This window comes from Spirochaetae bacterium HGW-Spirochaetae-1 (assembly GCA_002839375.1).
Classification (GTDB): domain Bacteria; phylum Spirochaetota; class UBA4802; order UBA4802; family UBA5550; genus PGXY01.
The window spans coordinates 358,423-372,813 of the sequence record PGXY01000003.1 but is presented as its reverse complement, the minus strand read 5'-3'; the positions used below and the strand labels follow the sequence as shown (position 1 = coordinate 372,813).

The 14,391-nt window shown below is 47.1% G+C and carries 10 protein-coding genes; 7 read left to right on the top strand and 3 right to left on the bottom strand.

Annotation, left to right across the window (positions count from 1 at the left end):
• The first annotated feature begins 163 nt into the window (after nt 1–163).
• Nucleotides 164–1,705, top strand: a complete 1,542-nt coding sequence (locus tag CVV44_06275) for a hypothetical protein (protein PKL39824.1) — start codon at nt 164–166, stop codon at nt 1,703–1,705.
• A gap of 46 nt (nt 1,706–1,751) precedes the next feature.
• Here CVV44_06275 and leuB read toward each other — a convergent pair whose 3' ends face one another.
• Nucleotides 1,752–2,819 carry a 3-isopropylmalate dehydrogenase gene (gene leuB / locus CVV44_06270; GenBank protein PKL40132.1) on the bottom strand — a complete coding sequence of 356 codons (1,068 nt, stop codon included), beginning with the start codon at nt 2,817–2,819 and terminating at the stop codon, nt 1,752–1,754.
• 103 nt (nt 2,820–2,922) lie between these two features.
• On the opposite strand from leuB, the gene CVV44_06265 reads away from it, so the two are divergent.
• From CVV44_06265 to CVV44_06240, 6 genes are all read left to right on the top strand, one after another.
• Complete coding sequence (locus CVV44_06265) at nt 2,923–3,129, top strand: hypothetical protein (GenBank protein ID PKL39823.1); 207 nt, start codon at nt 2,923–2,925, stop codon at nt 3,127–3,129.
• A gap of 135 nt (nt 3,130–3,264) precedes the next feature.
• The gene (locus CVV44_06260) at nt 3,265–5,070 is read left to right on the top strand and encodes a long-chain fatty acid--CoA ligase (GenBank protein PKL39822.1); all 1,806 of its coding nucleotides are present in this window, start codon (nt 3,265–3,267) and stop codon (nt 5,068–5,070) included.
• Between the two features lie 476 nt (nt 5,071–5,546).
• Nucleotides 5,547–6,689 (top strand): hypothetical protein, encoded by a 1,143-nt coding sequence (locus tag CVV44_06255; protein ID PKL39821.1) that lies wholly within the window; start codon nt 5,547–5,549, stop codon nt 6,687–6,689.
• Between the two features lie 35 nt (nt 6,690–6,724).
• A complete protein-coding gene (locus CVV44_06250) occupies nt 6,725–7,267 on the top strand; it encodes a hypothetical protein (protein ID PKL39820.1) in 543 nt (180 codons plus the stop codon).
• A gap of 57 nt (nt 7,268–7,324) precedes the next feature.
• Entirely contained in the window at nt 7,325–8,599 is a 1,275-nt protein-coding gene (locus tag CVV44_06245; protein ID PKL39819.1) for an alcohol dehydrogenase, read from the top strand.
• A 737-nt stretch (nt 8,600–9,336) separates the two neighbouring features.
• Complete coding sequence (locus tag CVV44_06240) at nt 9,337–10,197, top strand: hypothetical protein (protein ID PKL39818.1); 861 nt, start codon at nt 9,337–9,339, stop codon at nt 10,195–10,197.
• A gap of 978 nt (nt 10,198–11,175) precedes the next feature.
• On the opposite strand, the gene CVV44_06235 is transcribed toward CVV44_06240, so the two are convergent.
• Both CVV44_06235 and CVV44_06230 read right to left on the bottom strand, forming a co-directional pair.
• On the bottom strand, nt 11,176–11,397 hold the full coding sequence (locus CVV44_06235) for a hypothetical protein (protein ID PKL39817.1): 222 nt from the start codon (nt 11,395–11,397) through the stop codon (nt 11,176–11,178).
• Nucleotides 11,398–12,005: 608 nt separating this feature from the next.
• The gene (locus tag CVV44_06230) at nt 12,006–14,372 is read right to left on the bottom strand and encodes a hypothetical protein (protein ID PKL39816.1); all 2,367 of its coding nucleotides are present in this window, start codon (nt 14,370–14,372) and stop codon (nt 12,006–12,008) included.
• Nucleotides 14,373–14,391: the final 19 nt, after the last annotated feature.

Below are 14,391 nucleotides of genomic sequence, written 5' to 3'. Positions count from 1 at the left end.
TACCCGATGACAGGCATAGCAATGTAAAATGTCAAATACTTATTTGTGCATGTACTCCGGATGGACCCGTTGCATCAGTAAAATTTCGTGATAGAAGTTGACATAAATATATATATGTTGAGGATGGTCATCATAACGAAATGCAAAATGTTGAGGTTATGTCATGGCAAATCCCTTTTCACGATATTTTTTAAAGAAATATGATGAGAGTGATTACCTGGTACGAAAAAAGGCCGGGCTGGTCATGTTCTTCGCCCTTTTGCTTATAATTGCTCTCAATGCGGGGGCTGTCGCATCATTTATGATCAGCGTGGAACGGGGCATTGATTTTTTTAAGTCAGCCTTTCTCGTGTCGCTGGCATCTCTGTTTACACTGGTCCTGCTGAGAATAGGAAAATCCGAGATGGCGGCCTATGTCTATGTCTTCGCCTGCGTTTTTGTCGTCACCCTCATGCTGTTTACCAAGGAACCTCATCTGGCTTACAGCACCATGATCTACTTCATGTTTGTAACCCTCATCTTCGCTTCAGTCTTCACGACGCTTTTTGTATCAACGGTGGTAATGGGTATACAGTGCATCGGCAATGTCGTCTATTTTCTCATGCACAAAGATGTTGCTGATCCCCTCGTTAAAACCATTTTGAAAGCCGGCCTGGTTGACAGTCTTGTCGCGCTCTTCCTTGCTTATTTCATCAGCCTTTTCAGTATAACGGTGCTGCAGAATTCAATTAAAATGGTAAACGAGGAAAAGGAGCGCAACGATTCCCAGTTCAAGGAACTGCGGGGTCTTCATACCATAATCAGTGAAATAGCCCAGAAAATATCATCGTTCGCCGAGTGGATATCGGAAAGGACTAAAAACTTTTCCGGTAACATGGAGGAACAGGCGCGCTTTGCTGCGGAGATCGACGGCTCTACGGCCGATGTGGCCGCGGGAGTGGCCAACATAAGCGGCAATATCGAGGGACAGTACAGTGCCCTCATGAGCGTCATCGAAAGAATGGCATCGCTTTCCAATGAGACGGATTCATTGAAGCAGAGGTCCGGGGATGTGGCCGGTGCCTTCGGCAGCATGGTGGACCTGGCGCGCCAGGGCGAGGAGGCGGTGAATCATATAAACAGGAACTCCCAGTCTCTCATCGAGAGCTCGAACCGTCTCTCGTCGATAATGGTCATGATAGAGGATCTCTTTGACAAGATACAGCTCCTGGCGCTTAACGCCTCCATAGAGGCAGCCCGGGCCGGCGAGCACGGCCGTGGTTTCGCCGTTGTGGCCGATGAGGTGAACAAGCTCTCGGAACAATCGGTGAACAATCTCAAGGAAATAAAGGAACATATAAACAACAATACCCGGGGCGCCGAAGAAGGACGTCAGAGCATCCAGGTTATCGTGGAACTCATCAGCCAGATATTCAAGACCATCAATAATCTCGAGGACCGGTCGCGGGAAATATTCAGCCATATCGATAACCAGGAAAAGATCAAGAATGAAATCGTGCAGATGATAGATGACCTGAAGAATCGTTCTGTCGTTATACGCGAGGATACTTCGAAGCAGGATAGCGCCGTAAAGGATATAGCTGGAAGGATATCCAATATCAATCAGCTCCTCCAGTCAAATACATCGGTAACAATGGAATTGACGGATAAGTCCGTGGAACTCGCCCAGATATCCGTGGAACTGACGCAGAAGGTGGGGAGCTGATGCAGGGAGGGCGCCGGACAAACCTCCGGGCCCTTTCCATTCCGGTTTACAGCTTCGAAACGATGAGGACACCCATCTCTGCCGTGCCTACCTGTTTTTTCCCTTCACTCATGATGTCAATGGTGCGGTATCCTTCGGCCAGTACGTTCTCGATGGCGCCGTATATCCTGTCGTAGGCACTGTCAAGGCCGAAACTGTATTTCAGCATCATGGCAGCAGAAAGAATCTGGGCGATGGGATTAGCTATACCCTTGCCGGCAATGTCCGGGGCCGATCCGCCCGACGGCTCATAAAGGCCGAAGGTCCCTTCGGAAAGGGAAGCCGAGGGCAGCATTCCCAGGGAGCCCGTGATCATGGAAGCCTCGTCGGAGAGAATGTCGCCGAACATATTGTCGCAGAGCATCACATCGAACTGCCGGGGATTGCGCACAAGTTGCATGGCGGCGTTGTCGACGTACATATGGTTCAAAGCCACATCGGGATATTCTTTTGCTATTTCAATGACTACCTCGCGCCACAGGACCATGGTGGCCAATACATTGGCCTTGTCTATCGAAGTGACCTTTTTGTTCCGCTTGCGCGCCGTTTCAAAGGCCACGCGGGCGATGCGCTCGATCTCTGGCTTCGTGTAAACCAGGGTGTCGAAGCCCTTGTCGCCTTCCCGTCCCTTGGGCTGGCCGAAATAAATGCCGCCCGTCAGTTCCCGGATTATCATGATATCGAAGCCGTCACCGATAATGGATGATTTCAGGGGTGAGGCGTCCCTGAGCTCTTTGAAGACTATGGCGGGCCGTAGATTCGCATAGAGGTTGAACATTTTTCTCAGGGGGAGCAGGGCGCCCCGTTCAGGCTGTTTCTCCGGCGGCAGGCTTTCCCATTTCGGGCCGCCCACGGAACCGAAGAGGATGGCCTTGGCCGCCCTGCAGGTATCGATGGTGGACTGGGGCAGTGCCTCGCCGTGATTGTCAATGGCGGCCCCTCCCACATGGGCCTGGGTATATGAGAAGGAGATATCCTCCTTTTTAGCGATCGTATCAAGCACTTTCAGCGCTTCCTTCATGACTTCGGGGCCGATTCCGTCTCCCGGGAGTACGGCAATTTTTTTCATGCTCATTTGTTTCTCCTGCTTCAAAAATGGCCTGGTGCAGACCGTGGTTTTGCGCCGTTTTTTTTCCAGCGGCCGGCAGTCTTTCCTCCGGGAAAATAAAGGGGAAAACATGCCGGAATTTGTACAGTGGCAATTCCACGGGTTACTTGTCAATTGGAAAAAGGTCTGCCGTGAGGTTAATTTGGTCCGCGTGAAAGGGGGTCAGAGCCTCATAAAAAGGATTTTCTGCAAGGGAAATGGGGCTCTGACTCTATCGGGAGATAATTTCTTACAGGGAGGCTCTGACCCCTGTTATCGGCAGGTGCAGGGAAGGTGAACATCAGTAAAAAATGTATAGCAAAGTTAAAAATATCTTGCTATGTTTATTCCCGTTGTTCAATATTGACACAACTGAGCATCCGCTCATTTCTTGTTGGCAGAAATAATAACTAAAAATAGAAGGGGTAAATCAATGGGTAACTATGTACTGGACAAGCCCGATAATCTCGTGGAAATGTTCGAAGAAAGCGTGGCGAAATTCGCCGACCGAAACTGGCTCGGAACAAAAAACAAAGAAAAGACCGGGTATGATTGGGTAACCTACGGAGAAACAGCTGCAAGGGTTGACAATCTCAGGGCCGGTCTGGCAGGACTGGGAGTGAAAAAAGGCGATGCCGTGGGCATCATCGATAATAACAGTGTGGCCTGGGCGGTTTCCTGTTATGCAACCTACGGCCTGGCAGCCCGATTCGTTCCCATGTACAAGGCTGAACTGGAGAAAATATGGCAGTATATCATTACCGACAGCACCGTGAAAGTCCTTCTTGTTTCCGACCAGGGGATTTATGAAAAGGTGAAGAACTGGACAAAGGAGATCGCTACTCTTGAGCATATCATCCTTATCGACGGCGAAGGCCCCGGGTCCATGAGGGACCTGGAGGATAAAGGGAAACAGAATCCCGTGAAGACCGTTTATCCCGCTCCCGAAGATGTTGCCGGACTCATCTACACGTCGGGTACCACGGGAGACCCTAAAGGCGTGCTTCTCACCCATGGCAACTTCAGCAGCAACGTTCATGCCATCATCAAGATATTTCATGTTCTTGATAAGGAGGATATTACGCTCTCCTTCCTTCCCTGGGCCCATTCCTACGGGCAGACAGCGGAACTTCATACGGTCATGCGCTTCGGCGGATCTACGGGTTTTGCCGAAAGCCCCACGACCATCGTGGATGACCTGGCCCTGGTGAAGCCTACCATGCTCGTGGCTGTGCCCCGAATATTCAACCGGGTTTACGACGGTCTCAATGCCAAGATGAACGAGGACGGCGGCCTGGCCAAGTTCCTTTTCGATATGGGAGTCAAGGCCGGCAAGAAACGCCGGGCCCTGGCTGCACGGGGAAAATCCAGCCTGGGAACGAATATCAAATTCGCCATCGCCGACAAGATCGTATTCTCGAAAATCCGCCTGAAATTCGGCGGCTGCATGAAACATGCCATAAGCTCCAGCGCGGCTTTGAGCCCCCATATCGCCGAATTCTTTTTTGATATCGGCATCCCCGTGTATGAATGCTGGGGTATGACGGAGATAACACCGGCCGGGTCCGTCAACGCCCCTGACGGATTTAAAATCGGCAGCTGCGGCCGGGCCATTGACAAGGTAACCCTGGTCATTGACAGATCAGAGACCGGCGAAAACAGCAAGGACGGCGAGCTCATCGTATACGGTCCCAATGTCATGAAGGGCTATCACAACAAGCCCGAGGCCACGACCGAGACCATGACCGCCGACGGTGGACTGCGTACCGGCGACCGGGCCTTCGTGGACCAGGATGGGTATCTCTTCATCACGGGCCGGATCAAGGAGCAGTTTAAACTGGAAAACGGCAAGTTTGTTTTTCCCGCCGCCATAGAGGAGGAGATAAAGCTCATCCCCTATGTGGAGCAGGCCATGATCTATGGTCTCAATAAGCTCTTCACGGTCTGTCTCATCTATCCCGATTTTGTCGTCATGGATAAATACGTCCGTGATAAGGACATCCCCCTTGATCATGCGGCCATGGTGCAGGACAAGCGGATCATCGATCTCATAGAGACGGCTATAAGGAAGCAGCTCGATGGGAAATTCGGCAACTATGAAATCCCCAAAAGATTTATCATCCTCAGCGAGGGCTTTTCCGTGGAAAACGGCATGCTCACGCAGACATTGAAATTAAAGCGCCGCGAGGTCCTGAAAAAATACCAGGACTCCATCGACGCCGTTTATGTAAATAACTGAGTATGCGCATTTTACAAACGGGGCGTTCCGCATACCTGATGGGCGGGACGCCCTTTTTTATATGCATTTCATTCCTTCCGTATCTCTATCTTCATCCCCTGGATAAATTCATAAAAACCCGAATCGATATATGAAAAGTATATTTTTGTTCTTGCAATTTTCGGGCTTTCCCTCTATTTAATAACATGTACTTGCGGTATATCTTATGTGGAATAAAAAATATGTTATCTGCTTGATTTTTATTTAAAACAGGTATAATGCTGGTTAGTAAATATCATCATTGCCCGAACCGTTTCAGTCTCAAATAAATAACCGGAACCGGGTTCTTGCGAAAAACAAAGAGCGCGTTTTCTGTCGTATGTATACTCCGGATCATGTACGAATAACCTGGTTATATCACCGGGATTACAATATATATACAGCAGTCCTGAATATAAAAATGGGATTGTACGAAAAAACACGTAAGAGGAGATTTTATGAAGGCACCAAATTTTTTTGAATTTTTCAGCCAGGCCAAAATAATTTCCGGCAAAAAGGGTATGGAGAATATCCCCCTGGAGTTTGCCGGAATGGGCGTTCACCGGCCCATGATTGTTACCAGCAGGTCTGTGGTGGACTCGGGCCTTTTGCAAAAACTCATTAAAGCATTTTATGAATCCACGCTGACCATCGGCGCTGTATTTGACGGAGCGACCTCCACCGTCAGCGCCTCGCTCATTGAAAAAGGAGCTGCGCTTTTCCGATGGAAGGAATGTGACTCCATAATAGCCCTGGGAAGCGGTTCAATCATGGATCTCGCCAGGGGCATCAATATGGCCGTAACTGAAAAGGCTTCCCTGGCCAGCCTGGCCGGCGAGGACCGGGTTGCGGGAAACCTGCGGCCCTTTGCGGCCGTTGTCACGGCGTCGCTTTCCGGTTATGAAGCGGGTAACAAGGCGCTGATCGATAACCGGGTTTATAAATCGGATTTTCTTTTTCCCGATATCATATGCATCGACAACCGCATGATGCTGAAACAGGCTCCCGGTGATGCCGTGAATTCCGCCATGGCGGCACTGACTCATGCCATAGAGGCATGCCAGGAACCGGTAAACAATCCCATGACCGATGCGTATGCCCTGGCGGCAATTCGCTATATCAGCGATCATCTTCCCGTAGTGGTGAAAAAACCGCGCAACAATAAAGCACTCATGGCTCTCGCCAATGCCTCGGTGGCTGCAAACATCGCCTATGCCAATGCGCCGGCCGGTATCGTTCACAACCTGGCCAGGGCCCTGGCCCTTGAAACGGGCCATAACGAAGGGATGCTCATGGGACTTCTCCTTTCCGCCAGTCTGGAATACAAGCTGGCAAAAAAAGAAAACATCCGCCAGGACCTGCTCATGGCCCTCATAGGCTTTGACGAATCGTGCCGCGTATCCGATGCGGACAAGGCGGAGAAATCCATTCAAAAGATACGGGCCCTGCAGAAGGCCTGCGCAAAGGCCATGCCGCGGGGTCTTAAGGAGCTGAATATTCCCGCCTATCGGATGGAAAAGGCCGCCGGGGACGCCGCTATAACGGCTGGTGGTAAAGTGAAGGCACAGGATTGCATGGCAATCATGAACAAGGCCCTGTAGTAAACGGCGTCAGAGAATAAACAAGGAGTGATACGATGAAAACATGCAATTGTCAGGATTTTTCACCAAAGAAAAAATACATAAAGCGAATATATCTCATCATCCTTTTATGGATCGTGGGAAGGGCCATCCAGGTGGGGGCAAAGATAGATCGGGATATAAAGAAAGAGTTCGATGAGCTCCCCGATGATTTCGCCTTCTACCTGGGAGTTCACCCCCATGGACCGTACATGGTCGTGGGAAAGAATGAAAAGAAACAGGTCAAGTTCATGGGAATGAATCCCGTGGGCAAGCGGATACCGTTGAAAATGAACTTCAAGAATATCGAGGCGGCTATCCTGGTTCTCACCTTCCAGGAATCCACCACCGTGGCCTTTGCCAGGGACCGGTATTTTGTCGACGGCAATCTGCCCCAGTCCCTGGCCATTGTGAGGGTCCTGAACAGGATCGAGACCTATCTGCTTCCCAAGGTGATCACCAAGCTGGCGGTGAAACGCTATCCCTCGTGGTCGGAGTTTTCTCCCCTGCGTAAATGGGTGGGCCGTATCCTCATCTATGCCCGCCTGATCACGGGATAGAAGGAGCGGCGGCATGAACACCGGCTGCACCAATTAAAAAATGGAAAGGAGTTAAACATGGATTTACCAGTATATTATGAATTCTGCAATCGAGTTAAAACCATATCGGGGCACAAGGCCCTGGAAAAGATACCGGAGATTCTATCGAGACTGAGCGCGGCAAGACCCATGATAATTACCGACAAGGGCGTTTCACAGGCGGGGCTTATAAAGCTTGTTGAGAAGGCCGTGAAGGTAAAGGGTTCCAAAGTAACCATCGGGGCCGTAAATGATGAAGTTCCCCCCGATTCGGACCTTACCGTGGTCAATAAACTGGCCGGTATATACCACAAAAACAAGTGTGATTCCATTATTGTCGTGGGCGGCGGATCGGCCATTGACACTGCAAAGGGTGTTAATATCCTTGTCTCCTATGATGACGATAACCTTATGAAATACAGCGGAGCCGGCGCCATCAATAAGAAGCTCAAACCCCTCATCGCCGTGCCTACCACATCGGGGACAGGTTCCGAGGTAACGGTCGTGGCAGTTATCGCAGACCATGTGAAGAACCTTAAAATGCTCTTTGTTTCGTATTACCTGCTGCCCGATGTGGCAATCCTGGATTCGCGCATGACGAAAACCCTGCCGCCCTTCCTGACGGCGCCTACGGGCATGGACGCCCTGACGCACGCCTGCGAGGCCTATACCTGTCTCGGGAAAAACCCCATCAGCGACACCACGGCTCTTATCGCCATACGCGATATAAGCAGGAATATTCTTGGTGTCGTCAAAAAACCCAACGACCTGAACGGCCGCCTGGCCCTGGCCAACGGGGCGAACCTGGCCGGAATGGCCTTCTCCAATTCAATGGTGGGCATGGTCCATACCCTGGGCCATTCCGTGGGCGCCGTATGCCATGTTCCCCACGGTATGTGTATGTCCATTCTGCTGCCGTACGGCCTGGAGTATAACCTGCACAAATCGGGAAAATATACGGGGCATCTCCTCTGGGCCCTGGCCGGCGACGAGGTCTATGCAGCGACGTCCGAGAAGGATCGCCCCCTGAAAGCCATTGAATACATCCGCGGCCTCAACCAGTCCCTCTATGACGCCACGGGCGGGAGGCATGCCCGATGCCTCAAGGAAATCACGGATCGCAGCGGGAATCAGGTAGTGCCGAAGGACATGCTTTCCGCCATTGCCAAAACGGCCATGGGTGACGGCAGTATCGTGTACAACCCCGAGGAGCTCACCTACGATGATGCCATGATGGTGCTTGAAGCCGCCTGGGAGGGAACTCCCCTTGACTTGAAGAAGGTTAAGAAGAGTCCCGGGAAGATGAAGGTATAGATTTTACTATCGTAGCGGCAGGTTTCAAACCTGCCACCACGGCATAATGAAAATACATATTTACGTTTTTTAGATTAATATAGAGGGTGTCCCAAAAGGGTTGCCCTTTTTTTATGTACAACTGCCCGGAGGGGATTGCGGCAGCTATCGTCTGCCTGGCTATGATATAAGAAGCGCCCGGTACAGGGCGGAGTTGTGGCCTGGGTCCTCAGGCCGGGTAGAGTGTTCCGGGAGGCCAGAACCGGCCGTGTTAGGGGGTAGTTGGCACGACCACCCCCTAACGACCCCCGCGTGCTCCTCAGTCGCCGGAGCGGCTTGGCAGCTCATGCGCCGCTGGGCTTATCTTCCGTAGAAAAAATTGGTTCGATATCGAAATCTTTATTGAAATGAACTTATTCATACCATGATTCGGCCAAAACATATTCCGACGGCTCGCAACGGTCATCGTGACCGGCTCGCCACGCGCGTGACATCCTGTCACGCTTTCTTTATGCAGTGACGGTTTTGGCCGGGATCATCGGTGGTGGATATTTCAAACCAGCATAGGAGGAACAACGGAGGAGTGCTATACTGCTTGACAGGCCGGGGTGTTGGTTGTATTTCTTTCGCTTGTGACGATCTGGCTTAAGTGTGAAGATGAATCTGATTATTTTTAAGGATTCGGTGGGACACGAAACAACCTGCGCATCTATGTACTTTTAAGAGAAAATAATCAACTAATACAGATCACTTATTGTGTGGCCGGATTAATTTTTTCTGTACATGAAAAGAAGGATAAAAAATTGAAAAAAATAATAATAATTTTAGTAATCTTAGTTCTTTCTTGCAATAAAGAAAAAACTATTGATGGTATAGTAAAAAATTTTAGTGAGAGTGATTTTAAAAGAGAATTAAATAGTGGTTTGAGTATTAATGCGAAGAATTATTTTAATTATTCATTATTGCATTTATCTATCGCGTTTGACAGGATTGATATTGCAAAGATATTGATAAATAAAGGCGCTGATATTAATTCTTTAAATGATAGTAATGATACTCCCTTACATTTTGCATGTGAAAAAGGAAAAATTGAATTTGTTAAATTGCTAATTAAAAATAGTGCTAATAAATATTTAAGAAATAATCTTGAAGAAACTCCTCTACATACGGCAGTAAGGAGTGGAAATATTAATATAATTGAATATTTATTAAATAAAAATTATGATATAAATATTAAAGGATTATTGGGTAAAACTCCAATATATACTGCAATCGAGCATGATCAACATAACGCTTTAAAATTATTATTAGCTTCTAAAGCTGACTTAAATATTATCGATGAAACAGGCTTTACTCCATTAATGATAGCAGTAGTATGCCAGAATATTAATGCAATAAAAGAATTAATCGCTGGTAATGTTAATGTGAATCAAGTTACGGAAAATGGAACGGCATTCATGCTTGCTGCTAGAAAGGATAATGTTAATATAATGAGGTTGTTATACAATGCAGGTGCGGATATAAAACAAAAAAATTTTGATGGGAAATCAGCGTTAGATATTGCAAAAAATGAGAATAGAATAGAAGCAGTTAATTTTCTGGAAAAAAATGAACAGTAATGTGAACAGTGATGGTATTGACCTGACAGTAGTCTGAAACATATGGCCTGTAGCGCTCACATAGTCAGTGGGCAGGATTGATCTTTCATTCCGACAAGGGTTCTAAATATGCGAGCGATGAGTTTTGACTCTTGCTTGATCGTTACAAGTTTCTTTCAAGTATGAGTCCTAAAGGAGATTGCTGGGATAATGCCTGTGCTGAATTTGTTTTCAGCACCTTAAAAACCGAATTAATATTTACCAGGGAGTACTGTACTGGGAAGATGTGAAACGTGATATTTTTGAATACATCAAAATCTTTTATAACAGGTTCAGGCGACATTCAACAATGGGGAATGTGAGTCCCAAGAGAGATGAAATGCGAAAATGTGCTTAATATGATGTTGAAAAAAATTGAGAAAGGCCCAAATGAACACTTTATTTGAAAAAAGCATATTCTATTTTTATTTTTTTCCTTTCTTAGTAGTTTCAAGTTGGGATGCAATAATTACTGGAGTATTTCATCATAAAAATATTATTGTTCCTCAAATTATTGGTAGAATGTACGGAATAACAGGTTTATGTGTTGGTATTTCGGCATTTATAACTACATATATAGGATTTTATATTTTAAGAAGATCACATTTTATGTTTTTAATTATTTCGATCAAATCTGGATTTACTATTGTATTTATAATATTATTCTATTATCGATTAATAATTTTTCCAAATACCGTACAATATAGGTTGTTAGTATATGTAGGAATTTTATTAATTTGTACTTTGACACAATATAATTTTATACGATTGTTGAGGAAAGTAATTACAAAATAGAATAGATCTAAATTTTATTGCCATCCAATATAATCTTGAAAAACAACAAACCCCCGGACCCCGCACCAGAGATTTCGGTAAAGAAAGTTCGATGTTCAAAAAAATCCCGGCCTGAAACTTTTTGTACTTCCTGTGTTAAATCTCACTTTAGTAAAATAGAAGGCATTAAGCAGAAACCTTGTCGATTTGCAGAGAAATGCCGCTTATGCGGTTATCCTCCGGTTTGTAGGAAAGTAACTCAATACCGATCGGTTCATTAGTCGCTGCGTCCTTGATGAGAATAATGCCGTCATCCAGTTCGGAACAGATCTGGTTCTTTCGCGGCGGCTGCCAGAAAATGGTCATGAGTTCGGTTTCCTGCTCGTAGTATACTTTTATTTCCGCCATATGATTTCACCTTCTTTGATCTTGTCTGTAATATACGCAGTAACAAGGAATCCTTCAAGTCCCGGATGTTTAAAGATTAGTTTTTCCCAATAGTCGTACGTCGTGTGGATAATAAATTCTAAGGGAGTTGTAACCTCAAAGAGATAATTTTTCATTATTAATCAGCCCTGATTTTTCAATTGCTTTTTCTGAGTTATAAAAGCATCAAAATATTGTCGCGTCAATTACATTTTCATGTCTGAAAGAGGGGTTGTGCATATAGTTTATACTGCAATCTGTATCAAGTAGAAAGGCCGGCACGATGGAGGCCCGGGCGAGTCGGCCACGATGGCCGTTGCGAGACCGCCACCGGTGATTCATGTAACGGGTTGATAACCGGAGATTTATGCCTGCAATAAATTGCTTTCCCGGTAAAATTCTGCAAACAATAAAGTAAGCCTCGGCGGCGTATGAGCCGCTAAGCCGCTCCGGCGCTTGAGGAGCACGCGGGGGTCGTTAGGGGGTGCTCGTGCAAGCACCCCCTAACCGGCAGATCCCGGACGCTCGGGGATTACATCACCGGCCTTTGATCAAGGTCAAACCCTCGCCAGGAAGGCGACCCCTGCCATCTACCGCCCCCGGAAATGTTTCTTAAGCAGTTCAGTAAACTCTTCGGGCGGAACGGGCTTGCTGAAAAGAAATCCCTGGTACTGGTCACAATGGTTCTTCTGCAGGAAGTCGAGTTGTTCCTGCTTTTCTATTCCCTCGGCTACGACCTTGAATCCCAGGTTGTGGGCCAGTTCTATCACCGTGGCGGCGATAGTGGATGATTTCACATCCAGGGGGATTGTGTCGATGAATGACTTGTCTATTTTCAGCACGTTTATGGGATAGTCCTTTAGCTTGCTCAGGGAGGAGTAGCCCGTGCCGAAATCGTCTATGGATATCGATATGCCCAGGTTGCGGATGGCCTGCAGTTTTTCGATGCTTTCATCTTCGTTCTGCATAATGCTCGATTCGGTGATTTCCAGCTCAAGCAGATTCGGGTCAAGGCCCGTGTCTTCGAGAACCTCCCTGATGGTTTCCAGGAGATCGGGCTGGCGGAACTGAAGGGGAGAGATATTGACGGCTACGACCAGGGAATCGAATCCGTCGTCGTACCACTGTTTCGCCTGGCGGCACGACATCTCCAGGACCATTCTTCCGGCCTCCATGATCAGGCCGTTTTTCTCCAGCAGCGGTATGAAATGGCTTGGGTACATTATCCCGTGGACGGGAGACTTCCAGCGGATAAGGGCCTCCATTCCTATGATATGGTTATCCATGGTGAGCTTGGGCTGATAGTGACAAAAAAACTCCTCACCATGAACTGCATTGCTCAGTTCAAATTCGAGCCTGAGATTGTTTAAAAGTCTTTCGTTCAGTGCAGCATCGTAGAGATGATAGGTGGCATTCCCGTCCTTCTTTGCCGTGAGGAGCGCACGTTCACTGTTTTTCATGAGCTCTTCGGCCGTTGCGCCGTCATGGGGATAGAGACAGACCCCAATGGATATGGAGATGCTGATCTCAGTGTTGCTGATGGGAAAGGGAACCGTGAAGAGTTCAAAAACTTTTCTCACGATTTCAATGATTCCATCCGTGGTGCCTATGTCGGAAAAAAGGATCATGAAGCGGTCCCGTTCTATGCGTGACAGGAAGTCGTCCCCCCTGATGAGATTTTTTAGTTTTTTCGCCGTATACAGAAGGACTTCATCGCCGAAGAGGGGACCGTGTATCTCGTTGATATTTTTAAACTTGTCAATATCGATGTACATGACAGCGAAAATATTTTCCTTATTCTTTCTGCGTGATTTAACGATCTCTTCCTTGAGTTTTCCTGCAAACATGTTTCGGTTGGGAAGGCTCGTGAGCTGATCGTAAAAGGTCAAGCGGTGGAGACTTTCCTCGGTTTCCTTACGTTTTGTAACATCGGTGAATACGGCCTCGACGCGGTTGCCGGGATTGACAAGCCTGGCCGAAATTTCCGCCCAAATGAGGGAGTTATCTTTTTTACGGTACTGGACTTCCACCGATGATATTTTTCCGTTCTGGATAAGATGGGTCAGTATTCTCTCGCGGTGTTCGGGATTGGCGTATACGTCAGTCATTTTCAGTTTATTTTCAATCTCGTCTTTCACGTCATAGCCCAGCATGTGTTTTCCCGTTTCATTGATTTTCAGGATTATTCCATCGGGCTCCTGTATGGAGATAATACCGGCCAGGGCGTTATCATAGAGACCGCGATATCGTTTTTCACTCAGCATCAATTCATTCTGCGACCCCAGCAGTTCTTCATTCATGGCTTCGAACTCTTCATTTGATGCTAGCAGTTCCTCATTCTGGACCTGGATTTCCTGCTCATAGACACTGAACTTGTCGAAGGTGCGTCTGTAGGAATAAAAAATGATAAATGAAACGAGATTGATAATGATAAATATCAAACTGAAAAAAATGGAATAATTGAGTGCCATCCCCGGCGGAAGGATGTTCTTTTGATTCAAAAGATAGAAGTATACCGTCAGGGTAACAATGTTGACACCGGAGTACAGCACTATAATTCCAAAGCGACGGATCAGGATCAGGGGTATTGTCATTGAAATAAGAAGGTTAACGAATAGCCCCACCAGCTTTTCATAGAGATTCCTGTCCTCGTCGAGGATCTTAAATGTATATGCCCATACCGTGGTGAAAAGAAATATAAGCATGAGCTGTACTGCCAGAAAATAATGTCCCTTCCGCAGGATGGCTAAAACGATTGTTATGCACAGGTATGCCGTCAGTGGGAAAAAGATGAAATCCCATTTATTTCCGCTGAACTTTAAATAGGCGATCAAGGCCGGCAGAACAAAGAAGATGATGAAGAGGTTAATTAAATACAACATCAACGACTTTTCTTTTAAAAGCAGATCGCTTTCGTTATAACGGTGAAGAAAATATGATTGGATCTCTTTAAACATTTAGACCTGTATGGGAATT